Annotated in this window: 29 protein-coding genes; 12 read left to right on the forward strand and 17 right to left on the reverse strand. The window is 69.2% G+C overall.

What is annotated here, in order from left to right; all coding sequences use genetic code 11:
- Positions 1-94: 94 nt before the first annotated feature.
- From EV193_RS23925 to EV193_RS23935, 3 genes are read right to left on the reverse strand one after another with little or no spacing between them, the layout of a single operon-like run.
- A complete protein-coding gene (locus tag EV193_RS23925; RefSeq protein WP_130346651.1) occupies positions 95-541 on the reverse strand; it encodes a Trp biosynthesis-associated membrane protein in 447 nt (148 codons plus the stop codon).
- Positions 534-1,010, reverse strand: a complete 477-nt coding sequence (locus EV193_RS23930) for a Trp biosynthesis-associated membrane protein (RefSeq protein ID WP_130346653.1) — start codon at positions 1,008-1,010, stop codon at positions 534-536. Before EV193_RS23930 ends, EV193_RS23925 begins: the two co-directional genes overlap by 8 nt.
- Positions 1,003-2,571, reverse strand: coding sequence for an anthranilate synthase component I (locus tag EV193_RS23935; RefSeq protein WP_130346655.1), 1,569 nt, complete (start codon positions 2,569-2,571; stop codon positions 1,003-1,005). Before EV193_RS23935 ends, EV193_RS23930 begins: the two co-directional genes overlap by 8 nt.
- Before the next feature lie 89 nt (positions 2,572-2,660).
- Here EV193_RS23935 and EV193_RS23940 point away from each other — a divergent pair, with 89 nt between their 5' ends.
- A complete protein-coding gene (locus EV193_RS23940) occupies positions 2,661-3,278 on the forward strand; it encodes a TetR/AcrR family transcriptional regulator (RefSeq protein WP_423202217.1) in 618 nt (205 codons plus the stop codon).
- Positions 3,279-3,450: 172 nt separating this feature from the next.
- Here EV193_RS23940 and hisI read toward each other — a convergent pair whose 3' ends face one another.
- Complete coding sequence (gene hisI, locus EV193_RS23945; protein WP_130346659.1) at positions 3,451-3,780, reverse strand: phosphoribosyl-AMP cyclohydrolase; 330 nt, start codon at positions 3,778-3,780, stop codon at positions 3,451-3,453.
- Complete coding sequence (gene hisF, locus EV193_RS23950) at positions 3,777-4,550, reverse strand: imidazole glycerol phosphate synthase subunit HisF (protein WP_130346661.1); 774 nt, start codon at positions 4,548-4,550, stop codon at positions 3,777-3,779. Before hisF ends, hisI begins: the two co-directional genes overlap by 4 nt.
- Before the next feature lie 50 nt (positions 4,551-4,600).
- Here hisF and EV193_RS23955 point away from each other — a divergent pair, with 50 nt between their 5' ends.
- Genes EV193_RS23955 through EV193_RS23965 form a run of 3 tightly spaced genes read left to right on the forward strand, consistent with a single transcriptional unit; the run spans position 4,601 to position 6,689 of the window.
- Entirely contained in the window at positions 4,601-5,179 is a 579-nt protein-coding gene (locus EV193_RS23955) for a TetR/AcrR family transcriptional regulator (RefSeq protein WP_130346663.1), read from the forward strand.
- Between the two features lie 32 nt (positions 5,180-5,211).
- Positions 5,212-5,946 (forward strand): ABC transporter ATP-binding protein, encoded by a 735-nt coding sequence (locus tag EV193_RS23960; RefSeq protein WP_130346665.1) that lies wholly within the window; start codon positions 5,212-5,214, stop codon positions 5,944-5,946.
- Complete coding sequence (locus tag EV193_RS23965) at positions 5,943-6,689, forward strand: ABC transporter permease (protein WP_165401484.1); 747 nt, start codon at positions 5,943-5,945, stop codon at positions 6,687-6,689. Before EV193_RS23960 ends, EV193_RS23965 begins: the two co-directional genes overlap by 4 nt.
- Before the next feature lie 203 nt (positions 6,690-6,892).
- On the opposite strand, the gene EV193_RS23970 is transcribed toward EV193_RS23965, so the two are convergent.
- A complete protein-coding gene (locus EV193_RS23970) occupies positions 6,893-7,561 on the reverse strand; it encodes a hypothetical protein (RefSeq protein ID WP_130346667.1) in 669 nt (222 codons plus the stop codon).
- Between the two features lie 352 nt (positions 7,562-7,913).
- Here EV193_RS23970 and EV193_RS23975 point away from each other — a divergent pair, with 352 nt between their 5' ends.
- Complete coding sequence (locus EV193_RS23975) at positions 7,914-8,504, forward strand: class I SAM-dependent methyltransferase (RefSeq protein ID WP_130346669.1); 591 nt, start codon at positions 7,914-7,916, stop codon at positions 8,502-8,504.
- Here the strand turns inward: EV193_RS23975 and EV193_RS23980 are convergent.
- Positions 8,501-8,737 (reverse strand): DUF397 domain-containing protein, encoded by a 237-nt coding sequence (locus tag EV193_RS23980; RefSeq protein WP_423202218.1) that lies wholly within the window; start codon positions 8,735-8,737, stop codon positions 8,501-8,503. The two genes, EV193_RS23975 and EV193_RS23980, sit on opposite strands and share 4 nt — an antisense overlap.
- Entirely contained in the window at positions 8,721-9,596 is an 876-nt protein-coding gene (locus EV193_RS23985; protein ID WP_130346671.1) for a helix-turn-helix domain-containing protein, read from the reverse strand. The genes EV193_RS23980 and EV193_RS23985 overlap by 17 nt, the downstream gene beginning before the upstream one ends.
- A gap of 104 nt (positions 9,597-9,700) precedes the next feature.
- Between EV193_RS23985 and EV193_RS23990 the strand changes: the two genes are divergently transcribed.
- The 4 genes from EV193_RS23990 (at position 9,701) to EV193_RS24005 (ending at position 13,908) form a co-directional block, all read left to right on the forward strand.
- On the forward strand, positions 9,701-10,024 hold the full coding sequence (locus tag EV193_RS23990) for a hypothetical protein (RefSeq protein ID WP_130346673.1): 324 nt from the start codon (positions 9,701-9,703) through the stop codon (positions 10,022-10,024).
- On the forward strand, positions 10,021-10,605 hold the full coding sequence (locus EV193_RS23995; protein ID WP_130346675.1) for an alpha/beta hydrolase: 585 nt from the start codon (positions 10,021-10,023) through the stop codon (positions 10,603-10,605). Before EV193_RS23990 ends, EV193_RS23995 begins: the two co-directional genes overlap by 4 nt.
- 59 nt (positions 10,606-10,664) lie before the next feature.
- Positions 10,665-11,603, forward strand: a complete 939-nt coding sequence (locus EV193_RS24000; RefSeq protein WP_130346677.1) for a cyclase family protein — start codon at positions 10,665-10,667, stop codon at positions 11,601-11,603.
- A 97-nt stretch (positions 11,604-11,700) separates the two neighbouring features.
- Positions 11,701-13,908, forward strand: coding sequence for a glycoside hydrolase family 15 protein (locus EV193_RS24005; protein WP_242613620.1), 2,208 nt, complete (start codon positions 11,701-11,703; stop codon positions 13,906-13,908).
- Here EV193_RS24005 and EV193_RS24010 read toward each other — a convergent pair.
- The 4 genes from EV193_RS24010 to EV193_RS24025 form a co-directional block, all read right to left on the reverse strand.
- Positions 13,876-14,385: an LCP family glycopolymer transferase gene (locus EV193_RS24010; RefSeq protein ID WP_130346679.1), complete on the reverse strand. Its 510-nt coding sequence runs from the start codon at positions 14,383-14,385 to the stop codon at positions 13,876-13,878. The two genes, EV193_RS24005 and EV193_RS24010, sit on opposite strands and share 33 nt — an antisense overlap.
- A 119-nt stretch (positions 14,386-14,504) precedes the next feature.
- A complete protein-coding gene (locus tag EV193_RS34225; RefSeq protein ID WP_130346681.1) occupies positions 14,505-15,209 on the reverse strand; it encodes a hypothetical protein in 705 nt (234 codons plus the stop codon).
- An 82-nt stretch (positions 15,210-15,291) separates the two neighbouring features.
- A complete protein-coding gene (locus EV193_RS24020) occupies positions 15,292-16,620 on the reverse strand; it encodes a replication-associated recombination protein A (protein ID WP_242613644.1) in 1,329 nt (442 codons plus the stop codon).
- A gap of 82 nt (positions 16,621-16,702) precedes the next feature.
- Positions 16,703-17,539 (reverse strand): MBL fold metallo-hydrolase, encoded by an 837-nt coding sequence (locus EV193_RS24025; RefSeq protein WP_130346683.1) that lies wholly within the window; start codon positions 17,537-17,539, stop codon positions 16,703-16,705.
- Positions 17,540-17,653: 114 nt separating this feature from the next.
- On the opposite strand from EV193_RS24025, the gene EV193_RS24030 reads away from it, so the two are divergent.
- Genes EV193_RS24030 through EV193_RS24040 form a run of 3 tightly spaced genes read left to right on the forward strand, consistent with a single transcriptional unit; the run spans position 17,654 to position 21,228 of the window.
- On the forward strand, positions 17,654-18,442 hold the full coding sequence (locus EV193_RS24030) for a metallophosphoesterase family protein (protein ID WP_130346685.1): 789 nt from the start codon (positions 17,654-17,656) through the stop codon (positions 18,440-18,442).
- A 41-nt stretch (positions 18,443-18,483) separates the two neighbouring features.
- A complete protein-coding gene (locus EV193_RS24035) occupies positions 18,484-20,439 on the forward strand; it encodes an acyl-CoA dehydrogenase family protein (RefSeq protein ID WP_130346687.1) in 1,956 nt (651 codons plus the stop codon).
- A 9-nt stretch (positions 20,440-20,448) separates the two neighbouring features.
- On the forward strand, positions 20,449-21,228 hold the full coding sequence (locus tag EV193_RS24040; protein ID WP_130346689.1) for a methyltransferase domain-containing protein: 780 nt from the start codon (positions 20,449-20,451) through the stop codon (positions 21,226-21,228).
- On the opposite strand, the gene EV193_RS24045 is transcribed toward EV193_RS24040, so the two are convergent.
- From EV193_RS24045 to EV193_RS24065, 5 genes are all read right to left on the reverse strand, one after another.
- Positions 21,229-21,774 carry a GNAT family N-acetyltransferase gene (locus EV193_RS24045; RefSeq protein ID WP_130346691.1) on the reverse strand — a complete coding sequence of 182 codons (546 nt, stop codon included), beginning with the start codon at positions 21,772-21,774 and terminating at the stop codon, positions 21,229-21,231. It lies immediately after the preceding gene.
- Positions 21,771-22,868 (reverse strand): pyridoxal-phosphate-dependent aminotransferase family protein, encoded by a 1,098-nt coding sequence (locus EV193_RS24050; protein WP_207222782.1) that lies wholly within the window; start codon positions 22,866-22,868, stop codon positions 21,771-21,773. The genes EV193_RS24045 and EV193_RS24050 overlap by 4 nt, the downstream gene beginning before the upstream one ends.
- 105 nt (positions 22,869-22,973) lie before the next feature.
- A complete protein-coding gene (locus EV193_RS24055; protein WP_130346693.1) occupies positions 22,974-23,207 on the reverse strand; it encodes a hypothetical protein in 234 nt (77 codons plus the stop codon).
- 11 nt (positions 23,208-23,218) lie between these two features.
- Positions 23,219-23,998 (reverse strand): SGNH/GDSL hydrolase family protein, encoded by a 780-nt coding sequence (locus EV193_RS24060; RefSeq protein WP_242613621.1) that lies wholly within the window; start codon positions 23,996-23,998, stop codon positions 23,219-23,221.
- Between the two features lie 138 nt (positions 23,999-24,136).
- A complete protein-coding gene (locus EV193_RS24065) occupies positions 24,137-25,369 on the reverse strand; it encodes a hypothetical protein (RefSeq protein ID WP_130346697.1) in 1,233 nt (410 codons plus the stop codon).
- Positions 25,370-25,417 lie beyond the last annotated feature (48 nt).

Below are 25,417 nucleotides of genomic sequence, written 5' to 3' on the forward strand. Positions count from 1 at the left end.
AGCGCACCTGTTCTCGCCTCAGCCACGACCTTTCCCCTTCCCGCCGCAAGGATGCTAACCCCGAGGGCTTCACACCGAGGGCACCGGGTCCGCATCACGACCGCCCCTCCGTCGGGTCTCGTCCTTCACTGAGCGCGCGCCAGAGATCGGCATCGGGATCACCGTCCGTGGACGGCTTCGCGTTACTCGCCTGGTAGCGCGCACCGAGTCGGGGCAGGTCGGCGGCGTGCCGGACGACGAGTACGCCACCCGTGACGATCAACAGTCCACCGGCTACCGCGAGCCCGCGCGGCGCGAAACCACCGTCCGCCGCCACCGCGAGCCAGGCGGCGGCCAGACCGGCCAGCGCGAGCACGGCACCGAGTACCCGGCGCGCCAGGCCGGCCGTCGCGATCAGTCCGGCGATCCCGGCCAGCGCGAGCAACGCCAACGGAACGAGTGCGCCCGGCCGCTCCCAGTCCAGCCGCGAGGAGCCCCACAGTGCCACCGAGCCGAGCAGCAGTCCGCCCACGACTGTCCACAGTGGACGACGATCAGGCATCGCGCGGACCCGTGCGCCACCGCACGATGGCCGGCATGTGGCGCCCCCAGCCGACCAGCACTCCGCCGGCCAGCAACAGCGCCACCGCGCCGGCGGCCATCGCGGCGGGGCCGCGCTCGGTGTGCCACGGCTGCCCCGAGTAGGGCGGGAGGTAGGCGGCGCCCTGATGCGCGAGGCGAAGCGTCCACACCGCGACGCCGACCAGCAGCACACCGACGACGGTGCGGGCTGTGCCGAACGCCGCGAGCACGACGACCGTCGCCGCGAGCACGAGCACCGCGAGCGACTTGGGCCACGCGGTGATGTTGAAGCCGGCGAGGTCGATCTTCAACCCCGGCGGCATCTTCACCCAGGTCAGCTTCCACGCGGCGAGCAGGCAGAAGACCGCGACCACCATGGCGGCCACGACCGTCCACAGCAGTCGTCGCGACAACCTGGTCGACCAGACACGCCCAGTGGACTCAGACATCGGTGCCGCCCTTCTCTGTTACCGCCGGTGTCATGGTTCCCGCGGTGGCGATCGCGGACAGCACCGCGCTCGCCTTGTTGACGCACTCGGCGTCCTCGTTCGCCGCGACCGAGTCGGCCACGATCCCGGCTCCCGCCTGAACATAGGCGACGCCGTCGCGGATCAGTGCGGTGCGGATCGCGATCGCGGTGTCCGCGTCGCCGGCGAAGTCGAGGTATCCGACCACACCGGCGTACAGGCCGCGCCGGGTCGGCTCCAACTCCTCGATCAGCTCCATGGCCCTCGGCTTCGGCGCACCGGACAGCGTCCCGGCCGGGAAACAGGCGGTCACCGCGTCGAACGCGGTGCGCCCCTCGGCCAGGTCGCCGGTCACCGTGGACACGATGTGCATCACGTGGCTGTAGCGCTCCACCCGGAAGAAGTCGACCACGTGCACCGAGCCGGGCCGGCACACCCGCCCGAGGTCGTTGCGGCCGAGATCGACGAGCATCACGTGCTCGGCGCGCTCCTTCTCGTCGGCGAGCAGGTCCTTCTCCAGCAGCGCGTCCTCGTCCTCGTCGGCGCCGCGCCACCGGGTGCCGGCGATCGGGTGCGAGGTCGCCTTGCCGTCCCGCACGGTCACCAGCGCCTCGGGCGACGAGCCGACGATGGAGAACCCGTCCAGCCGCAGCAGGTACATGTACGGGCTCGGGTTGGTGGCCCGCAGCACGCGGTACACGTCCAGCGGATCGGCCTCGGAACGCATCTCGAACCGCTGGGACACGACGATCTGGAACGCCTCGCCGGCCCGGATCGCCTCCTTGGCGGTCTCCACGGCGGCGGTGTAGTCGTCCTGCGTGCGCCGGCGCGTGTACTCGGGACGCGGACGGGTGTACACACTCGTGGTGGGCGGCGCGACGGTGTGCAGCTTGGCCACCATCTCGTCGAGCCGGCGCACCGCGTCGTCGTAGGCGGCGTCCACCCGTTCGGGGCTGTCGTCCCAGTTCACCGCGTTGGCGATGAGCGTGATCGCACCCTCGTGGTGGTCCAGCGCGGCCAGATCGGTGGCCAGCAGCATGACCATCTCGGGCAGCTGGAGGTCGTCCTCGGCGAGCGTGGGCAGCCGTTCGAGGCGGCGCACGGCGTCGTAGCCGATGTAGCCGACCATTCCGCCGGTGAGCGGCGGCATGCCGGGCAGCGGCTCGGTGTGCAGCGCGTTGACCGTCTCGCGCAGGGCCACCAGCGGGTCGCCACCGTCCGGGAGACCGACCGGCGGGGTGCCGATCCACCGCGCCTCGCCTCCGCTGGCGGTGAGCACGGCAGGGCTGCGCACGCCCACGAACGACCAGCGCGACCAGGAGCGGCCGTTCTCCGCGGACTCGAACAGGAAGGTGCCGGGCGCGTCACCGGCGAGCTTGCGGTACACCCCGACGGGCGTCTCTGCGTCGGCGAGCAGCCGCCGGGTCACCGGAATCACTCTCCGGTCGGCCGCGAGAGCGTGGAACTCCTCGCGAGTCGGGCTGACGGTGCCGAGGTCGGTTCGTTGCCCAGCGGGCGAGGTTGCCCGGATCGCGCTGACCATGCGAACCATTGTGGACGCACCGCCCGTCGCGATCGTCAGAGGGGTGAAATTCAGCGAATGTTGAAAAAACCTCGTGTGTAGCGCATGATGTGCAGGTGACCAACAGTGCCAGCCCGTCGACGCGACGTCGAGGGCGTCGCCCCGCCGGAGCGGACACCAAGGCCGCGCTGATCGAGGCCGCGACCGCCGTTTTCGCCGAGCAGGGCTACGACAACGCGACCGTCCGGGCGATCGCCGCCCGCGCCGGCGTGGACGCCGCGATGGTCAACCACTGGTTCGGCGGCAAGGAAGGACTGTTCGGCGAGGCGATCCTCAAACTGCCGTTCAACCCGAGGGAACTGGTGCCGGTACTGCTCGACGGGCCGCGCGACCAGCTCGGCGAACGAATCGCGCGCACCTTCCTGACCGTGTGGGACGAACGCGGCGGCGGGGTCTTCGCCGCCCTGGTCCGCAGCGTCGCCGCGCACGAGCAGGCCCAGCACGCCCTGCGCGACCTGTTCATCAAGCACGTGATGACCCCGCTGGTGAGCGAGGTCAGCCCGGACGGCGATCACCTGCGCGCGACGCTCGTCGCCTCACAGCTCATCGGTATGGGCATGATCCGCTACGTCTCCCAGTTCGAGCCGCTCGCCTCCACGGACATCGAAACGGTGGTCACCGCCGTGGGACCGACCATCCAGCGCTACCTCACCGGAGACATCCGCTAACCGGCTCACCCCAGAACGCGAGCGGGATTCAGCGGGCTCAATCCCGGCGAAGGTGACATGTGCCCACCCGAAATCGCCCAGAGCGTGCCCGATTGACCGATTTTGACGTCTCAACATGAAGATGATTCAGCGGGCTCGATCCCGCCCGCGCACCCCGGCGGCGGCTACCTGATCAGTCGTCGGCCAAGAGCACCCGGGAGTCGAAGCAGGTGTGATCGCCGGTGTGACAGGCGGCGCCGGTCTGGTCGACCACGAGCAGCACGGTGTCGCCGTCGCAGTCCAGCCGCACCTCGCGCACCCGCTGCGTGTGGCCGGACGTCTCTCCCTTGCGCCACAACGACTTCCGGCTGCGTGACCAGTACGTGGCCTGGCGCGTCTCCAGGGTCAGCCGCAGCGCCTCGGCGTCCATCCAGGCGACCATGAGCACCTCGCCGGAGCCGTGCTGCTGCGCCACCGCGCACACCAAGCCGTCGTCGTTGAACCGCACGTCGTCCAGGTTCACCGCACCTCCACCCCCGCGGCGCGCATGGCGTCCTTGACCTCGCCGATGCGCAACTGTCCGAAGTGGAACACGCTGGCGGCGAGCACGGCGTCAGCCCCCGCGTCGACCGCCGGCGCGAAGTGCGACACGTCGCCCGCTCCCCCGCTGGCGATCAGCGGGATGCTGATTTCCTTGCGTACCAAGGAGATCAGCTCCAGGTCGAAGCCGGCCTTGGTGCCGTCCGCGTCCATCGAGTTGAGCAGGATCTCGCCGACGCCGAGCTGCTGACCGCGCGCGGCCCAGGCCACCGCGTCGATCCCGGTACCGCGACGCCCGCCGTGGGTGGTCACCTCGAACCCGGACGGCGTGGGCTCACTGCCGGCGGGAACGCGCCGCGCGTCCACCGACAGCACCACACATTGCGCGCCGAACCGTTGCGAGCACTCGGAAAGCAGCTCGGGACGGGCCACCGCGGCGGTATTGAGACTGACCTTGTCCGCGCCCGCGCGCAGCAGAGTGTCCACATCGGACACTTCGCGCACGCCGCCGCCGACGGTGAGCGGGATGAACACCTGCTCGGCGGTGCGCCGCACCACGTCGTAGGTGGTCTCCCGGTTGGACGAGGAGGCCGTGACGTCCAGGAAGGTCAGCTCGTCGGCGCCCTCCGCGTCGTACGCGGCGGCCAGCTCCACCGGGTCGCCCGCGTCCCGCAGGTCGGTGAAGTTGACGCCCTTCACCACCCGCCCCGCGTCGACGTCCAGACAGGGGATCACCCGCACCGCTACAGCCATGGTCACGAGCCTACGTGGGCGATACTGGCCGCAGCAGCGAAGGGAGAGCCATGGCACGGCCGGGCCGCAGACCTGGGCAAACGGAGACGCGGGAGCGCATCCTCGCGGCGGCGCGCAAGCAGTTCGGCGAGCGCGGGTACACCGGCGCGACGATCCGCTCGATCGCCGCCGAGGCCGAGGTGAATCCCGCGCTGCTGCACCACTTCTTCGGCTCCAAGGACCAGGTCTTCGTCGAGGCGCTGCAACTTCCGATCAACCCGGACATCGTGGTCGGCGTGCTCACCGGCGGGCCGCGCGAGCAGGCCGGCGAGCGGATGGTGCGGCTGTTCCTGAGCCTGTTCGCCTCGGAGCAGGCGCGCCAGCCGGTGCTCGCGATTCTCCGCTCGGCCACCCAGAACGAGCAGGCGGCCCGGATGATGCGCGGCTTCCTCGAACGGGTGATGTTGGCCCGCGTCTCCGAGGCGCTCGGCATCTCCACGCTGCGGGTGTCCGGCATGGCCGGGCAGATCATGGGCCTGATGCTGCTGCGCTACGTGGTCTGCGCGGAACCGATCGCCTCGGCGAGCGAGGACGAGATCGTCGCCATGGTGGCGCCCGTGCTCCAGCAGTACATCGACGCTCCCGCTTGACGCGTCCGTTCAACGGGCGCAGAATTAAACGCATGACTAATTCTGCCGTCGCCGTCGCCGTCGACGGCCTCCGCGTCATCCGTGGTGGACGCGAGGTCCTTCGATCGGTCAGCTTCGACGTCCCCCGCGGCTCGGTGACCGGCTTGCTCGGCCCGAGCGGATGCGGCAAGACCACCTTGATGCGCGCCATCGTCGGCGTGCAGATCGTCGCCGGCGGCACGGTCACCGTGCTGGGCCAACCGGCCGGAGATCCCCTGCTCCGCGACAAGATCGGCTACGCGACGCAGAACGCGGCCGTGTACGCCGACCTCACCGTCACCGAGTGCCTGACCTACTTCGCCTCGGTGCTCAGGGTCGACGATCCGGCCGCCGACGCGCGCCGGGTGATCGCCGACGTGGATCTCACCGACCACGCCGGCAAGCTCGTCGGCAACCTCTCCGGCGGCCAGCGCGGCCGGGCCAGCCTCGCCGTCGCGCTGCTCGGCACGCCGGAGCTGCTCGTGCTGGACGAGCCGACCGTCGGGCTGGACCCCGTGCTGCGCGACGACCTGTGGACCCTGTTCCACCGCATCGCCGAACGCGGCACCACGCTGCTGGTGTCCAGCCACGTGATGGACGAGGCGGCGCGCTGCGACCGGCTGCTGCTCATGCGCGAGGGCGTGCTGCTGGCCGACGACACGCCCGAGGGGCTTCGCGCGCACACCGAACAGTCCGATCTCGAACAGGCATTCCTGCGCCTGGTCAGGGAAAGCGAGGCAGCGGCATGAGCACCGTGATCAATCCCGGCATCACGCTGGCCACCGCGAAGCGCATCCTCAACCAGCTCCGGCACGACCCGCGCACGATCGCGATGCTGCTGCTGGTCCCGACCGTGCTGATGGTGTTGCTGCGGTTCGTGTTCAACAACGAGATGGCGTTCAGCCGCACCGCGCCGGCACTGCTCGGCGTGTTCCCGTTCGTGATCATGTTCCTGATCGCGTCGATCACCACGTTGCGCGAGCGCACCACCGGCACGCTCGAACGCCTGATGACCTTGCCGATGGGACGGCTGGACCTGCTGTTCGGCTACGCCATCGCGTTCGGCGTGCTGGCCACTCTGCAGGTGACCATCGCGACCACGGTTTCCTTGCTGTGGCTGGGTTTGGACATCGCCGGCTCGGTGTGGACGCTGCTGTTGATCACGATTCTGGACGCGCTGCTCGGCATGGCGCTGGGCCTGTTCGTGAGCGCGTTCGCGACCTCGGAGTTCCAGGCGATCCAGTTCATGCCGGTGTTCGCGCTGCCGCAGATCTTGTTGTGCGGGCTGTTCGTGCCGCGCGACGCGATGGCCAACGTGCTGAACTGGCTGTCCGACGTGATGCCGCTGTCCTACGCGGTCGACGCGCTCACGGCGGTCACCGTCACGGAGAACTGGGACGGCACGCTGGTGCGCAACCTGATCGTCGTCGCCGCGTGCGCGATCCTGGCGCTGATGCTCGGCGCGGCCACCCTGCGCAGGCGCACCCCCTGATCGCGAGTCCCGCGCCCTGCACCCGCGAGTCCCGCGCCTCGCACGCTGACCTGCGCTGGGCGACCTCACGGACCCCATGCCAGTGCGTGACCAACCAGATGAAGCAACGGGATCCGGCCCGGCCGCGGCCCCGCGAACTCCTCGGGGGCCGTGGCCGGGCGTCACCCGTCACCGGCTGCGCGCGCTCCTCGCGGAGGTCGCTGCTACCACAAGGAGTTCCACCAGTTCGCGATCGTATTCGCCGCCGCCTTGAACCAGTTCTTGACCTCGTTCCAAAGTTCTTGGATCTTGTTGACCAAATCGACAAAGAACTTCTTGATCGTGGCCCACAGTTTCGTAAAGAAATTGCTGACCGCCTTGTAGGCAATGACGATCGCGTTCTGCACCTCCGGACTCTTGCCCTTGCCGATCTGCTTCAGCTTCGCAGCCGTCGCCCGCTCTTGTTCGGTGTACGCCTTGATGTTCTGCTCGGCCTGCCGGTCAATCAATGCTTCGAACTCGTTCTTCGGGATCTTCCCATCCTTGTATTTCTCCGCCAGGTCGGCAACCTTGTCCTTGTTGCTGTCAACGATCTCCGTACCGACGTCCTTCTGGGTTTCGAGAGCCTGCTTGGCATCCGCAGGGACGTTAGCTGCGCCGGAATAGCTCGAGACGCTCGGAAGCCGGGGCAGTCCAGCCGCTGCTCCAGTCTGCTCGAAATAATGGAGATCCGCCGGCATGTCGAGGGCGTCCGACATTTCCTGAGGATCCTTCGTGATCAAGTTGACATTGTTGATCAGCGCGCTTCGCCTGCAGATGAGATCGATCTGCTCGGTGAAGACCTCGTCGATTCTCTCCTGCTCTACAGTGCCAGCCTCTTGAGTGACGGTCATGTGAACTCCACTTCATTTTCGTTAAATTGGGTGCTCATTCACAGGTGTAGTCCCGCCAACCGGCGACGTCAACCCGGTCAGGCCGTTACGTTCAGCCGCCTCGGGTTAGCTCGCTGCAATCTGACTGGCGCATCTCTACCGAAAACGGTTAGAGGCCACACCTGTTTCAGTGCCAAGTGGCCACAGGATTCCATTCCAAAAAGGGACTGTGCGTTGTCGAATCGCACGGATGGAGTAGCCGCTGCACCGACGGGTGGTTCATGCGCCAAGACCGGTGATCATCGCCGGGTACGCGATACTGGCATGATGCCTCGGAGAACGACGCCGTTCAGACGACCCTTACGGAGGTGCCATGCGCTCGGTCCCGTCCGACGTGCCTGATCATCGGCTCGCGGAACTGGTCGAGGGCTCGACGGCCACCGAAGCGCTGACGCCGGCCCGCGCGCTTGAGCTGGGTTCCGGCCACGGACGCAACGCGGTGTACCTGGCGGCACACGGCTGGGCGGTCACCGGCGTGGAGCTGGACGAGACCTCGGTGCGCATCTCCCGGTTCAAGGCCGAGGACGAGGCGGTACCCGTGCGATTCGTGCACGGCGACGTCACCAAGCTGTCCACGCTGGACGTCGGCGACGGGTACACCCTGCTGATGGATCACGGCTGTTTCCACGCGCTGACCGCCCCCGCGCGCGACGACTACGTGCGCGAGGTGTCCGCCGTGGCCGCGCCGGGCGCACTGCTGGTCCTGGTGGCGTTCTCCAAGTTCAAGAGCGCGCCGGTGACCGAGGAGGAGGTCAGGCAGCGGTTCACCGGGTGGGAGCTGCTGGCCGTCGACCCGGTGCCGGGCAAACAGCTCGCCGAGTACGTGCTCCGGCCGCTGATCGCCCGGTTCCTGGTGTCCACCAACATGTTCCAGGCGTACCGGTACCAGTTAGTCCGGCTCTAGCGAGCCAACCGCAGGAACGCACGCCACTCCGGGCCGCTGAACACGATCGTCGGCCCACTGTCGTTCTTCGAGTCGCGCAAGGCGATGCCGTCGACCCACGCCACCTCGACGCAGTTGCCGTTCGTCCCGCTGTAGCTGCTCTTCCGCCACGCCACCTCGACGCAGTCACCATTGCTCGCGCTGTAGCTGCTCTTGCGCCAGACCAAGCCGTCCGGCTCAGGCAGAGTCATCATGATCCTCTCGATCCGCATAGAGCTCCGTTGCCAGGGTGGCAATCACCTCCCTCGATTCTCTCTCACTCAGCGCGGTTTCATCCAACGCGGCGAGGATTTCCTGGTACGCGGCCGCCTCCTGGGGCTCCTCGAGGAACAGGCACGACGTCTCACTTTCCAGATAGACCACCGGCCGGAAGTCCGCGAACTCCATGAGCTTGAACGAGCCGCCAGTACCCGCGTGAGCACCGACAGCGGCCGGAACCACCCGCAGCGACACGTTTCGGCGGACCGAAGCGCGCAGGAGGTGATGGAGCTGATCCGACATGATCACCTGTCCGCCGACCGGCAGCCGCAGCACGAACTCGTGCACGAAGAATTGAAACTCAGGCGCGTCGCGGCCACCGAGCCGGCTCTGCCGAGCCAGCCGTGCGGCGACCCGATCGCCAATCTCCTCTTCCGGCACACGTCCGGCCTCTTCCAGGAGTGCCCGCGCGTACTCCTGTGTCTGTAGGAGTCCAGGGATCACGAGTCCTTGGAAGTCGCCGACCTTGACAGCCTTGTCCTCGTGGTCGATCAAGGTCCGCAACTGCCTGGGCAGCCGATTTCCGAACTGCTGCAACAAGCCTGGCTTGTCCTGCTCCTTGCACAGCGACATCAGCCGCCGGCGTTCCTTTCCTGTCACCAGAAGGATCGCGAGCAGCGCGGACACGTCCTCCCCGGACGCGCCCCGGCTTCCGTTGATCATCCTGGACAGCTTGCTGTCCGACCAACCGAGTACATTCGCGGTCTGCTTGGCGGTCATGTTGGCTTTGCGCATCGCCGCTCGGATGCCCTCGCCGAGTTCGCGGCTGCGGATTGTGGGTTCTGGCTGACGCATGACTGCAAATTACGGTGCCGGCGGCCACCCTGTCCCGCCCAAGTCAAGTTGCCACCCGATCAGACGACTTGGCTGACAGTACGTCAATGGGTTCTCCTAATTTCATGCCGACGATCAGCGAAGACGCCCGACAACTCCTCCGCTACAACCTCTACGAACACCTCGACGAGGCCGAGTTCCTCGCCACGAAGACAGCCGACTGGACCGACGACGACGCCGACACGGCCCGCGACCTGATCCCCGATCTGATAAACGTGATCAGAGGCGTGCTCGTGGAGCACAGCACGCCGGCGGCATCGACGTGTCCCGCTTGCCGGGTCCCCTGGCCGTGCCCCACCCTCAGCACCGTGCACCGGCTGATCAAGGACCCGGACAACAAGCTGGTCACCATCCGCGCCCGTGCGGTGGAACAGAGGTTGTCGGCATGACCGAGCTGATCCGGCACGACGCCGATCCGGACAAGGTCGCGCTGATCCTGCCCGGCGGCGGCTACACGCCCGCGCGCCCGCTGCTGCACTTCGCCCGCGCCGTCCTACTCCGTCGCGAGTGGACGGTCGTGGAACTGTGGTGGGACCCGCCTGCCGGTGTCCGTCCTTCGGCGATGCCGCCGTGGCCGGACGCCGCCGAGAAGATCGGCTGGGTGGCCGGCGAGGCCGAGGCCGCCCTTGCCACCGTGGACGCCGAGCGGGTGCTGCTGGTCGGCAAGTCGCTGGGAACGCTCGCCGCCGGAGTCGCCGCCGAACGCGGGCTGCCCGCGTTCTGGCTGACCCCGATCCTCGGTGAGCCGCTGATCGCCGAGGCACTCGGAAACGCAAGCGCGCCAACACATCTGGTCGGCGGGACGGGCGACGCGGCGTGGTTGCCCGAGATCGCGCACCGGCACCCCTACACCGAGATCGCCGACGCCGACCACGGCTTGGAGACCGACGGCGACCCGGTCAACTCCGCGGCCATCCTCGGGCAGGTGACCGCCACACTGGACCGTTTCGTCGCCACGCTGCCCCGCTGATCTAGTGTCATGCCAGTTCAGCGGGAGGAGTCGATGCTGCAATGACGGCAGAGCGACCGATGCCAACACAGGACGACGTGCTCGGGTACTTCGACACGCTGTCGAACTGGGGACGGTGGGGCGACGACGACGAGCTCGGCACGCTGAACCACATCACCGACGACGTCCGGCTGGCGGCGGCGCGGGCCGTGCGCCACGGCAGGAGCGTGTCGTGCGGGTGGGAGGTCGCCGTACCGGAGGAAATGGAGCGGTCGACGACGACGTGCCCGTGCGCCGCCGACATGCCGGGCGCCGAGAACATGCCGGTGCCCGGATTCCGCAACGACCGGCGCTGGGGCTTTTCCAACGAGCGGCTCGGCATCATGTTCCACGGCAACACGATCACCCATCTCGACTCGCCGTGTCACCTCTACTGGGACGGCAAAATGTACAACGGGCGGTCGCACTCGTTGGTCGACGCCGCAACGGGATCGGCGTGGGCGGCCGTCACGGCGGCGGCGAACGGGATCATGACGCGTGGTGTCCTGCTGGACATCGCGGCGGTCCGCGGCGTGCCGTGGCTGGAACCGGGGCAGGGTGTGTTTCCCGACGATCTCGAGGAGGCCGAGCGTCGCCAGGGTGTGCGGGTGCGATCCGGCGATGCGGTACTCCTGCGGACCGGCTATGGCCGCGCCCGGCACGAGGCCGGTGCGACGCCGAGTATCACGCAGGCCGGCTGGCACGCGTCCTGCCTGCCGTGGCTGCGTGAACGGGGAGTCGCGCTGATCGGCGCCGACACCCCGCAGGACGTTCAGCCGTCGGGGTACGACGACGTGTTGATGCCGGTGCACGCCGTGAGCCTCGTCGCGATGGGCCTGTGGATGCTCGACAACTGCGACCTGGAGGTGTGCGCGACGACGGCGGCCGAGCTCGGCCAGTGGGACTTCCACCTCGCGGTCGCGCCGGTCCGGTTCGCCGGTACGTCCGGCAGCCCGGTCAACCCGATCGCCACATTCTGAGTTCTGCGGCCGGCGCGGTACGAGATTCACCCACGAGCACCTGTTGCTCGTCGAGGTTCGCCTATTAAGTTGTGCGCACCAACAAAGGAGGTGGCTCGTGCGCCGGACCGCGATCCTGTCCGTGATTCTGCTCAGCGCCGCGACGCTCGCGATCGGCTTCTCCCCCGCGTCCGCGCAGCCGAGACCCGGCCTCGCGCAGGACTGCTGCGGCACCCCGGCCGCCTGGACCACCGGCAACAAGGACGCGCTCGGCACGTCGACCACGCCGGGCAGCAAGGTCTGGTACACGGTCGCCAACGGCGTGCTCTCCGAGGTGTTCTACCCGCGCGCGGACGTGCCGAACACGCAGGACACGCAGTACGTCGTGACCGACGGCTCGACGTTCGTGGACCTGGAGCGGGACGCCACCGAGCATGCGGTGACCATGCCGGACGAGCGCTCGCTGGAGTACACGGTCACCAACACCGCGAAGAGCGGCAAGTATCGGATCACCAGTAGCTATGTCACCGACCCGGACCGCGATTCGCTGATGGTGCGCACCCGGTTCCAGTCGCTGGACGGCGGCACGTACAAGCTGTTCCTGCACGCGAACCCGTCGATGGCCGGCGGCGGCGCCAACGACGACCTGTGGTGGGACGCCGGGTCGGGCGCGCTGATGGCCAGCGGCACCGAGAACCTCTTCGGCCAGACCACCACGATCACCTCCGCGATGCGCGTGTCGAGCGGATTCTCCGCGCACAGCAACGGATACGCGGGTGCGGGCAGCGACTGTCTGGTCGACATCCGGGCGGACCGGCAACTGTCCAACTCCTTCGACGGGCTCGCCCGACCGGGCAACGGAGTCCACTGTGGACAGATCGACGTGGGCGCGGATACCGAGTTCACCGTCGCGCTCGGCTACGGCGACTCGGCCGGTACCGCGCAGGCCGCCGCGGGCGGCTCGCTGGACGCCGGATTCGGCGCGGTACAAGGAAAGTACCGCGCTGGATGGAACGCGCACGTCGGCTCGCTGAAACCGGCGCCGGCCAGCGTCTCGGGTGACGCGGAGCTGCGCAAGGCGTACCACGTCGCGGCGATGGCGCTGCGTGCCGCCGAGGACAAGACCCACCCCGGCGCGAGCGTGGCGAGCCTGTCCACGCCGTGGGGCGAGGTGGTCAACGGCGACACGCTGAACGACGGATACCACCGCGTCTGGGGCCGCGATCTCTACCACCAGGCGACCGGGCTGATCGCCGCCGGTGACACCGCGCAGGCCCGGCGGATGGCGGAGTTCATGTGGCGCCGGCAGTGGATCGGCACGCCCACGCCGGGCGACGGCACCACCTACCCGGCCGGCTCGTTTCCGCGCTACAGCCCGGTTTCCGGCATCGAGGGCGCCACGCCGCACCAGCTCGGCTGCTGCGAACAACTCGATCAGAACGCGTTCGCGATCGTGCTGGCGTCGCTGACCGGCCTCACCGATTCGGGGACCTACGACAAGATCAAGGTGACCGCCGAGCACATTCGCACCACCGGCCCGGCCACGACCGAGCGATGGGAAGAACAGCACGGGCTCTCGCCGTCCTCGGTCGCCGCGCAGATCGCCGGGTTGCGCGCCGCCGCCGACATCGCCCGCCGCAACGGCGACGACGCCAGCGCGTCGACCTGGGAGTCCACCGCGAACGCGTGGCGCGGCAACCTCGAACCGCAGACCGTCACGACCTCCGGTCATTGGCCAGGCGGCCGCTACTACGAGCGGCTGGACCGGAGCGGGAACCCGAACGACGACGACCAGATCTGCTTTCAGGAAGGGTGCTTCTTCGAGCGGGACGTGGTCGACTTCGGGTTCCTGGAACTGGTGCGGCTCGGCGTGCTGCCGGCCGACGACCCGACCGTCGCCGCGTCGGTGCGGCCCACCGCCGCCGCGCACGACGGCAACGCTCCGCTGCAGGTCACGCTGCCCACCGGCGAGGTCTACTTCCACCGCTACATCCACGACAACTACGGCGAGTCCACTGTGGACTGTCAGGGCTGGCCGGCGAACGGGCAGCAGCGGTTCGGGCGGCTGTGGCCGGTGCTGTCCGGTGAGCGCGGTGAGTACGAGTTGGCCAACGGCCGGCCGGCGGAGGTGTACCTGCGGTCGATGGCACGCTCGGCGAACGCCGGCGGATTCGTGCCCGAGCAGGTGTGGGACCGTGCCGACGTGTCGTGCTTCGGCCTCGGGCGGCCGACCAACAGCGCGTCTCCGCTCATGTGGGCGGAGGGCCAGTACCTGCGGCTGGCCCAGGCGATGTCAGGCGACGCACCCCGGGTCGGCGGGCGCTGACCCGGACGGCGCGTCGAGCACCTCACGCAGGAAGTCCCGCGTCTGGCCGGCGTCCACCATGAGCGCGGCGCCGGCCGGGCCGTTGGTGTAGCCGCGCACCGGGAGCACTCGCCCGTCCACGACAGTGCGGGCGTCGACGGCGGCCGCACGTGCGCTGAGGTCCAACCCGGGAGTGGCCCGCACGTACGCGGATGTCTTGTCCACCAACGACTTCGCGGTCTCGGCGGGCGACATGTCGATCTCCAGGCGGTGCTCGATCTCGACTCCGGTCAGCTTGGTGACCGTCTCGGCCAGCGACTGCCCGCCGCCGTACACCCACGCGGCGGAGATCTTGTTCCGACCGTTGCCCGAGATCTCGGCGTACACATCGCGCGGGATCTCGATCATCGAGACCCGCGAGCCGGTCATCCGCACGATGGCCAGCGAATCGACCCTCGACGGGCGACCGCGAGCACACTGATCACGGCGATCAGCCACGGTTTTCGCACGTCCGCACGCTATCGCGGGCGCCGCGGGACCCGTTCCAGAGGACAGCCCGCGTCACCGAACGATCCGGGCTCGTCGCGGTCACCGGGATCGCGACGAGCCCGGCCTGATCACCGCAGCCGGTAGGCGCGGATGATGGTTTGTTCGACGGTGTTGCCGTTGGTGTCGGTTGCCTTGGCGCGCAAGGAAACGTGGCCGCTGGCCGGGTGGTACAGATGGACCTTGCCGCCGGCCACCAGCGCCTTGTGCCAGTGTGCGCCATCGTCGTAGGAGGCCTCGACGGTCAGCGACGCGACGCCGGCCGGCTTGGCGCCGGGATTCCGCTGCACGCTGACCGGCACCGCGAACCCCCTGCGTCCCGGCGCGGAGTTGGCCGAGTCGAGGTTCGGGTCGAAACGGACTACCTGTACCGGCAGGATCGGAGTGCCGTCGTGGTTGAGCTCCCACACCGCGCTGACCTTGGTCGAGGTGTCGGCCACGCCTCGCGTCGCCTCCGTCTGCACGCGGTAGCGACCCTGTGGTCCGACGCCGCGGATGTCGCAGATGACGTCGTTACTCGAGCAGACCTTGGCGCCGTCACGGAACCCTACGGTGCTGGCACTGTCCACTTTGGACCTGCCGGCCGTTTCCGCGTCCGAGCCGAACAGCGGTACCCGGAAGGTCATCAGCCGTTCGTCGAGCTGGAGGGCCACGTTGAACCCAGTCGCCTCGGCCAGCGCCTCGACCAGCACCGGCTTGCCGGATCCGTTGTCCTCCAACAGAAACGCGATACCGGGTGCCAGGTCGAGCCGCTCCCGACGGATCAGCTCGGCCACCACCGGCACGTGAGCGGGCGCCGCCCGTGTTCGCGTCCGCGTCGAGCCGGATCGACCCGCCAGTCCTCTGTAGACGGTGCGATCACTCGCCGCGGATCGCCCTGCGCAGCTTGCCGAGCCGCTCCGACACCGCGCGCTCGTTACCCCGCGAGGTGGGGCTGTAGTAGTCGCGACCGACCAGCTCGTCGGGCGGATACTGCTGCGCCACGACACCTTCCGGGACGTTGTGCGGGTACTTGTAGCCCTGCGCGTTGCCCAGCTTCTTCGCGCCGGCGTAGTGCCCGTCGCGCAGATGCGTCGGAACCGTGCCGGCGTGGCCCTGGCGCACGTCGGTCATCGCGGTACTGATCGCCGTGGTCACCGCGTTCGACTTCGGCGCGGTGGCCAGGTGCACGGTCGCCTGCGCCAGGTTCAGCGCGCACTCCGGCAGCCCGATGAGCTGTACCGCCTGCGCCGCCGCGACGGCCACCTGCAGCGCGGTCGGGTCCGCCATGCCGACGTCCTCGCTGGCGTGGATCACCAGCCGGCGCGCGATGAACCGCGGGTCCTCCCCCGCCTCGATCATGCGCGCCAGGTAGTGCAGCGCCGCGTCCACGTCCGACCCGCGGATCGACTTGATGAACGCGCTGGTCACGTCGTAGTGCTGGTCGCCGTCCCGGTCGTAGCGCACGGCCGCCTTGTCCACTGTGGACTCGACGGTGGCCAGGTCGATCTCCTCGGCACCCGCCGAGCCGGCCGAGTCGGCGGCCGCCTCCAGCGCGGTCAACGCGCGGCGGGCGTCACCGCCGGCCAGCCGCACGACGTGGTCCTCTGCCTCGTCGGCGATCCCGAGCCGCCCGCCGAGCCCGCGCTCGTCGGTCAGCGCGCGCCGCACCAGCGTGCGCACGTCGTCGTCGGACAGCGGTTTCAGTTGCAGCACAAGGGATCGCGACAGCAGTGGGGACACCACGGAGAAGAACGGGTTCTCCGTGGTCGCCGCGACCAGCAGCACGATCCGGTCCTCGACCGCGCCGAGCAGCGCGTCCTGCTGCGTCTTGGAGAAGCGGTGCACCTCGTCGATGAACAGCACGGTGCTCTGCCGCGAGTGCGCGAGCCGCTTACGCGCCTCGTCGATCACCGCGCGCACTTCCTTCACGCCGGCCGACAGCGCCGACAGCGCGACGAACCGCCGGCCGATCGCCGAGGACACCAGCGTGGCGAGCGTGGTCTTTCCGGTGCCGGGCGGGCCGTACAGGATGATCGACGCGGGCGCCGCGCCCTCCACGAGCCGCCGCAAAGGAGCACCCGGCCCGAGCAGGTGGTCCTGCCCGAGCACCTCGTCCAGCGTCGCCGGCCGCATGCGCACGGCGAGCGGCGCGTTCGGCGGCGCGGCGGCGGGCGAGGCACGCTCGTCCGCCGGCGCGTCGAACAGCTCGAGCGCGTCGGAATCCACGCCCCGACGCTACCGCCCACCACCGACAAGCTCCTGGACAGGTTGTGGCGGAAGCGGCTCTCTAGCCGGACGTCCCGTCGCGCACCTCTCTGTGGGCGACGCTCCGGGCTTGCCCTTCGTGTATGTCGCTCACCCACTCCCAGCCGGGCTTGGCCAAGGGGCCGATCCGCGGGTCATCGGGAGCATGGCCGTCCCGCAAGGCATGCACGTACGCCCGATCCAGGTCGATCCGTGCGCGTACCTGATCAGCTCGGCCGACCGACCCGTGACCCGGGATGACGACATCGACGTCGTCCGCCACGTCCTCGAGCAGTCGCAGCCCGACGAGGTACTCCTCAATCGGATCATTGGTGTTGGTGAAATCGTCGAGCATCGGAATGAAGACATCAGAGAGCATGTCGCCGGCGACGAGAACGCCGCGTTCTTCGATCAACAACGCGGCATGGCCCGGGGAATGCGCCGGATGCTCGATAATCCGAACCTCAGGACCGTCCCAAGGAATCCGTGCGGTTTCGGCGGGCAGACCGGTAATGAGGCCGTACAGGTCCAGCGGGGTTTCCTCGGCGATTTCCGGCGGTAACCCCTCGGCGGCGCGGGCCTTCCAGTCCGCGTTCGACCGCACGTCCTGCATCAAAGCCGCGCAGCGGGCCGTACCGTAACGAGGCGCTTCGCCAAGTTCGGCATGCCAGAGCACGTGATCCCAATCAGGATGCGTCGAGAAGCCTGCGGTCACGGGCTGACCCAATTGACGAAGGTCGTTCGCCAGGCAGACCATTTCATCGCCTGTGATCCCGGCGTCGATGAGTAACACGCCGCCCCTGCCCTGCACGACAGCGGTGTTGTTCTGGAGTAACTCGCTCTGGTGGATCAGCACACCCTCCGCGACCTGGTTCAGCATGGGGCTCCTTCCGCTCGTGGCCTGCGACCGCTTGTCGAGACGGTAGCCCCGCCCACGGTTCGCCGTGGGTGAACGCGGTGGCGAACCCGGCCGAACACGGGCACTATAGAACACATGTTCGAATCTGTCGCCGTCCTGTCCGACATCCACGGGGTGCTCCCCGCGCTGGACGCCGTGCTCGCCGAGCCCGACGTCGCGGCGGCCGATGTCGTGGTCTTACCCGGCGACATCGCGCTCGGCCCACAGCCGGCCCAGGTCGTCGATCGCCTGCTCGAACTCGGCGACCGGGCCCGTTGGGTGCACGGCAACTGCGAGCGAGAGCTGCTCGCATTGGCCCACGGCGAGGCAATCGAGGAGGAGCCGTCCCCGCTCGCGCGATGGGCGGCCGCACAGCTGCGCCCGCACCACATCGAGGCGCTGGATTCCTTACCCCACAACGAGATTCTCGACGTTCACGGCCTCGGCGACGTGCTGTTCTGTCACGCCACACCGCGCGACGACGAGGAGTTCGCGCTCGTCGACTCGAGCTACGAGCGATGGTCCGCCGTGCTGGCCGGGGTACCGAAGTATGTGCGCACGATCGTCTGCGGGCACACGCACATGCCGTACTTACGCCTCGTGGACCGTCGGACCGTGGTCAACCCGGGCAGCGTAGGCATGCCGTACGGCAACACCGGCGCGCACTGGGCGCTGCTCGGCGGCGCCACCGGCGCGGCGATCCAACTCCGCCGCACCGACTACGACATCGAGACCGCGTGCGCGGAAATCGTTGCCACCAGCGGTTTTCCGGGCGTCGATTCGTGGGTGGACGAGTTCGTCCGCACCAGCTATTCCGACGTGGAGGCGCACGGAGTCTTCGCGCCCAAGGACGGTCGAGGGCTGTCGAATGTTACCGACGGGTAGTACCGTGAGTGTGATCTGGCGCACACCACCGAGGAGCAGGCATGACCGCAGTGGACCCCGCCCGCACCGACAACCGAGCCACCGTTGACGCCGATCAGGCTCGCCAGGTCGCCGAGGAGGCACGCGAGGTCAAGTGGGACCGACCGAGCTTCGGCAAGGAGCTGTTCCTCGGCAGGTTCCGCCTCGACCTGATCCATCCGCACCCACGCGGCGCGGACGAGGACGACCGGCGCGGCGAGGAGTTCCTCGCCACGTTGCGCGAGTTCGTCGAGTCCACAGTGGACGGTTACCAGATCGAGCGGGACTCGAAGATCCCGGACGAGGTGGTGAACGGCCTCAAGAAGATCGGCGCGTTCGGCATGAAGATCCCGCGCGAGTACGACGGGCTCGGCCTGTCCAACGTGTACTACGACCGCGCGCTGATGCTCGTCGGCTCGGTCAACGGAGCGCTCGGCGCGCTGCTGTCCGCGCACCAGTCGATCGGCGTGCCGCAGCCGGTCAAGCTGTTCGGCACCGAGGAGCAGAAGAAGGAATTCTTACCCAAATGCGCGCGCACGCACATCAGCGCGTTCCTCCTGACCGAGCCGGATGTGGGCAGTGACCCGGCCCGGCTGAGCACCTCGGCGGTGCCCAGTGAGGACGGCCAGAGCTACGTGCTCAACGGCGTGAAGCTGTGGACGACCAACGGCGTGTTCGGCGATCTGCTCGTGGTCATGGCGAAGGTGCCGAAAGCAGAGGGCCGGCGCGGCGGGATCACCGCGTTCGTGGTCGACGGCGATACCAAAGGCATCACCGTCGAGCGGCGCAACGCCTTCCTCGGCCTGCGCGGCATCGAGAACGGCGTGACCCGATTCCACAACGTGGTGGTGCCCGCGAAGAACCGGATCGGCAAGGAGGGGCAAGGCCTCAAGATCGCCCTCACCACGCTGAACACCGGGCGGCTGTCGCTGCCGGCGATCTGCGCGGGCACGGCCAAGTGGGCGACCAAGATCGCCCGCGAGTGGGCAACCGAGCGCGTGCAGTGGGGCCACCCGGTCGGCAAGCACGAGGCGGTCGCCACGAAGATCGGCTTTATCACGGCGAGCGCGTTCGCACTGGAGTCCGTGGTCGAGCTGTCCGCCGGGCTGGCCGACGCCGACCGGCACGACATCCGCATCGAGGCGGCGCTGGCCAAGCTGTACGGCTCCGAGATCGCCTGGAAGGTCGCCGACGAGCTGGTGCAGATCCGCGGCGGCCGCGGCTACGAGACGGCCGAGTCCCTCGCCGCGCGCGGTGAACGCGGTGTGCCGGCCGAGCAGGTGCTGCGCGACCTGCGGATCAACCGGATCTTCGAGGGCTCGACCGAGATCATGCACCTGCTGATCGCCCGCGAGGCGGTCGACGCCCACCTGTCGGTGGCCGGCGACATCATCGACCCGAAGGCCGACGCGAAGGCCAAGGCCAAGGCGTTCGCCAAGGCCGGCGGCTTCTACTCGAAGTGGCTGCCAACGCTGGCCGTCGGCAAGGGCCAGCTTCCCAACTCCTTCAACGAGTTCGGCCGGCTCGCCGAGCACCTGCGGTTCATCGAGCGGGCCAGCCGCAAGCTCGCGCGGCAGACGTTCTATGCGATGTCCCGCTGGCAGGGGAAGATGGAATACCGGCAGGCGTTCCTCGGCCGGATCGTGGACATCGGCGCCGAGCTGTACGCGATGAGCGCGTCGTGCGTGCGCGCCCGCATGATCGCCAGTGAGCACGCCGACCGGTCGGACACCGCCACCGAGTTGGCCGACGCGTTCTGCCAGCAGGCGCGCGTGCGGGTGGACGAGCTGTTCTCCAGCCTGTGGCACAACAGCGACGCGTCCGACCGCACGCTGGCCGAGCGGGTGATGGCCGACCGGTACACCTGGCTGGAGGACGGCATCCTGGACATCTCGATCGACGGCCCCTGGATCGCCGAGCACACCGACGGCCCGTCCAAGAGCAAGAACGTCCGCAGAAAGGTGCCCAACACTGGCTAGATTCACATCATGACCACACTCGAGTTCGACGGGGAGGCCGCACGCCGGCTCGACGCCGCGTACCAGACGCCGGACCTGATCGCCCAGCGCGCCGCGGTGCTCGACGCGCTGGCACTGCGGCCCGGCGAGCGGGTACTCGACATCGGCACCGGCACCGGGCTGCTCGCCGTCCAGATGGCCGATCAGGTCGGGCCTGACGGCGCGGTGTGCGGGATCGACCTCAGCGAGAGCGTGCTGGCGATCGCCCGATCACGGATCGATACCGCCGCCGCGCCGATCGAGCTGCGCACCGCCGGTGCCGAGGAGATCCCGTACCCGGACGGCGCGTTCGACGTGGCGGTGACAACCCAGGTACTCGAATACGTGTCCGACGTGGACGCGGCACTGGCCGAGGCGCACCGCGTACTCAAGCCCGGCGGGCGCCTGCTCGTGCTCGACACCGACTGGGACGCGATCGTCTGGCACTCCAGTGATCGCGAGCGGATGAACCGCGTGCTGGCCGCCTACGAGCCGCACTGCGTCCACCCGCTGCTCCCCCGCGTGCTCCCGATGTCCTTGTCCCGCAACGGTTTCCACGCCGATCAGCCGCGCGTGATACCGCTGCTGAACGTCGGCTGGGACGAGCGGCATTTCAGTGCCGGCCTGCTCGGCACGATCGCCGCGTACGTGGCGGGCCGCGACGACGTCACCGAACTCGAGGTACTCGACTGGGCCGATGACCTGCGCGGGCTCGGCGACGCGTACTTCTTCAGCCTCAACCGCTACGTGTTCACCGCGACCAGAACCTGATCACCCGGACGGTGGGATCGCCTTGCCCATCCGCACCAGCGGGACCTCGACCCCGCCGACGACGTCCACGAATTCCTCGACCGGCTCGAAACCGGCCGCCTGGTAGAGCGGCCGGCCGGCCTTCGTGGCGACCAACTCCAGGCGCGAGAACCCCTCGGCGGCCGCGGCCGTCGCCGCGAGCGACAGCACGAGACGCCCGATGCCTCGGCGGGTGAACCCCGGCCTGGTGTACATGGCACGCACCCGAGCCGGATCGGTCGCCGGATCGAGCAGGGAGTCGTCGCGGCCCGCCGAGTGGTCGCCGCCGTAGAGCGTCGACCGTCTGCTCCAGCCGCCGCAGCCGACCACGGTGTCACCGAGTTCGATGATGAAGTAGGTCCCGTCGTCGATCAGCCGCGTGTCCAGACCCATGCCCGCACGGCTCGCCGCGATCTGCTCCGGGGTCAGAAACCCTTGCAGCAGCGTGGAAATCGCCGACTCGATCAGCGGCTCCAGCACCGGCAGATCAGCACGCGCGGCCAGCCGGTGGGTCAGTTCACCGATCATCGGTAGACGACCTGGCGCAGTGCGGCCAGGATCAGCTCGGCCCGCTCAAGCCGCGCGTTGTGACCCATCAGCCCGATCCGCCACACGGTGCTCGCGTACTGCCCCACACCGCCGCCGATCTCGATGTTGTACCGCTCCAGCAGCGTGCGCCGCACGGTCGCCGAGTCGACATCCGGCACGTTCACCGTGGTCAGCTCCGGCAGCCGGTTTCCCTTGCGGGCGAACAACTCCAGGCCCATCGCCTCGAGCCCGTCCTGCACCCGCCGGCCGGCCAGCTCGTGCCGGGCGAAGACCGCGTCCAGCCCCTCGTCCAGAATCCGGCCGAGTGCGGCGTGCAGTGAGGCGATCATGGCCACCGGCGCGGTGTGGTGATACGTGCGCCCGCCGCCCGCGCCGCCCGACACGTAGTCGCCGATCATGCCGAGGTCGAGGTACCACGTCGGCGGCTTCGGCACCCGCGCCGCCCACGCCCGCTCCGACACGGTGAACGGCGCCAGACCCGGCGCCACGCCGAGGCACTTCTGCGTACCCGAGTAGGCGATGTCCACGCCCCACTCGTCGATCTTCACCTCGATGCCGCCGAGCGAGGTGACACAGTCCGCGAGCACCAGTGCGCGGTCGTCCCGCTCGTGCACCGCCGCGGCCAGCTCGCCGATGTCGCTGCGCGACCCGGTGGAGGTCTCCGCGTGCACCGCGGCGACGATCGCCGGCGAGCCATGTGCGTCCAGAACCCGTTGCGTGTCAACGGGTTCGCCCCATTCGTGGTCCACCCGCACGACGGTCGCGCCGTACCGCGACGCCACGTCCACCATCCGCTCGCCGAACAACCCGTTCACCGCGACGACCACCACGTCGCCCGGGTGCACGAAGTTCGCGAACGCCGCCTCCATGCCGATCGAGCCGGTGCCGGACAGCGGCAGCGTGCGCGCGTTGGCCGTGCCCCACACCGTGCGCAACCGATCGCACGTCTCGTCGAGCACCCGCAGGAACTCCGGGTCGAGGTGCCCGAGCAGCGGCGCGCCGAGCGCGGCGGTCGCCTCCGGGTACGGGTTGGACGGGCCGGGGCCGAGCAGTACGCGATCAACCAGAGTCACGCCGGCCAGCCTAGGTGTACTGCCCTGTGAGGTTGGGAACGCGGCTGGCGGGTGGGTGGCCGCCGAGTGCGGTGTGGCCGCGACCATGGATCCGTCAGACGCGGCCTACGCCGCGCCCACCGGACCGGCGGGCAGCACGTCCGCGAGGTAGCCGTCCACGTCCGCCGAGTCCCGCTCCAACACGTGCCGCACCCACGCCGACCGCTCGTGTGCCAGCGCCGGCAACTCCCACACGCAGCCGATCAGCCGCTCGTCCAGCGGGGTGAACTTGGTCGGATCGTCGAGGGTCGCGTACGCCAGCCGGCAGTGCAGCACCATCTGGTAGCACCAGGTGTACACGTTCAGCCAGGCTAGCCGGCAGCCCTGATCCGCTCGACGGTCGCCGGCGGCCGGCTGTGCTCCATCCCGAGCAACGACCGCACGATGATCACCATCGCGTACGGCAGGAGGTCGCGCCCGCGCCGGGCCAGCCACGGAAGCCCCTTGATCAGCAGCCACGCGACGTGCTGGATCGGCCCGGGGTTGGCGCCGCCCGAGCAGACCATGCTCACCGGATTCGGCACCACGCACCCGAACTCGTCGAGCAGCGCGGCGAACCCGCTGGCCAGGATCCGGTGCCCGAGCTCGGACGGGTGTAGCCGGTCCACACTCCACGCCGCGACGTCGTAGGCGCCCGGCATGGTGTCCAGATCCAGCACGGCCGCCCGGTCGTGCCCGGAGGCAACCGAGCTGACCACCTCGTTCAGCGCCTCGATCCGGCCGCGCAGCGCCCGCCGCAGCGGCCCCGGCAGCCGGAACACCTGTGCGTGATCGTGGAAGCGCACCAGCAGCACCACCGCGCCGGCCGCGGTCAGCGTGCCGACCACCGCGTCCAGGTCGTCGTGCATCTGGCGCGCGTCGAAGTCCGAGCGCAGCGTGTCGTTCATGCCGACCACGATGGTCACCACGTCCGGCCGCGCCTCCAGCGCGCGCGGCAGCTGTCGCCACCGCACGTCCGCCGCCCGCGCACCGGTGAACGACAGATTGTGCAGGTCAGTGGCGGACAACGCCTCCGCGAGCAGCGGACCGTAGCCACGCCATCCCCCGCCGGGCAGCGGATCACCGAGCCCGACCGTCGTCGAGTCGCCCAAGACGACAAGACTGCGCGTTTCCCAACTCAAGGGTGAAATCTCGCTCGCCGCGGTCACGGCTCAACGATCACGCCCGTCGGCTCACCACCGGTGATGGTTGGGTAACACGTCAGGGACGACTCGGGTAATGCTTGGGTTTTACCGGAATGCGGGATACAGCGGCAGGTCCATTTCGCCGAATCGCCGCTCCAAGCCCGCGACGACGGCCTCGGCGTGCTCGGCCACCGCGTCCACCCCGGCGAGCGCCGCGTCCTCGGCGAGCCGGCGCCACCGCCCGGCCAGCACCGCGCCCCGCGAGGGAAGCACCGGCGACGCGTGCCGCACTCCGATGGCGCCCACCGCACCCTCGGTGGCACTCGGCAGGTAGTTCCACGTCGCCAGCCACACCCAGAACAACTGCGCGTCGAGCAGCTTCGGCATGAGCACCGGGTCCTCGTCCAGATCCGGCCACATACTCCGGACCTCGGCGCGCCACGCCGCGAGCATGGCCTCGGTCATACCGGACGGCAGCGCGAAGGAGCACCAGCAGGACGGGAACGGCACCCGCAGGTACGCGGCGTCCAGCATGATGTTGCGGACACAACCGCCCTCGAAGTCGAGGAACCGCACGCCCCTGCTGGTGATCAGGTTGTTGTCCGGGCACGAGTCCGACGGGCTGAACGCCCGGTGCCGGCTCGCGGTCAGCAGCCCGCGCGCCCGCTCGGCCGCGTCCAGCGCGCCCGACGAGGCCGACACGCCCAGCGCGGACTCGAGCAGCTCGGGCAGGCCGGTGAGCGCGGCACGCCCCTCGACGGTCAGCGGGTCCTTGCTGCTCACCACGTCCAGCCGGCGCAGCAGCGCGTCGAAATCGGCCTCCCGGCCGGCGGTGGTGGCGTGCAGCCGGCCCAGCGAGCGCGCCCAGGACAGCAGCGACCGCTCGGCGGCCCGCGAGTCGTTGCCGAGCAGCTTGTCGGCCAGTGTCGGCGCGCGCCCGAGGTCCTCCAGCACCAGCAGCCGGGTGTCGGTGGAGTGCGCGAACAGCTCCGGGCACATGCGGTCCTCCGCGGACAGCGCGGTGAACAGCTGATAGCTGACCGCCTCGCGGACGAAGCTGTCGCAAGGCTGGTCGGTCGGCGCGACGTACCGCTTGACCACCAGCGTGCGCGGCAGTGCGAACGGGCTCGACGCCACCCGCACTCTGGCCACCACCGAGCGGACGCTGCCGCCGAGGTCGTCCGGCTCGGACAACGCGATCCTGGCCCCGAACCGGGCTTTCAGCACCGCCTCGGCCGTCGCGACCGCTTCGAACACCTCGGGGCTGAGGTCGTCCGCGCCATCAGGGTTCGACTCACCCGTGACGTCCGGCGGATCCGCGGCGATGTCCACACTCATCTCCTAGCGACCCTACCCTCGCGTCGGTTGCTCCCGGACTCGTTCGCG

The sequence above is a fragment of the Herbihabitans rhizosphaerae genome (genome assembly GCF_004216555.1).
Taxonomy (GTDB): domain Bacteria; phylum Actinomycetota; class Actinomycetes; order Mycobacteriales; family Pseudonocardiaceae; genus Herbihabitans; species Herbihabitans rhizosphaerae.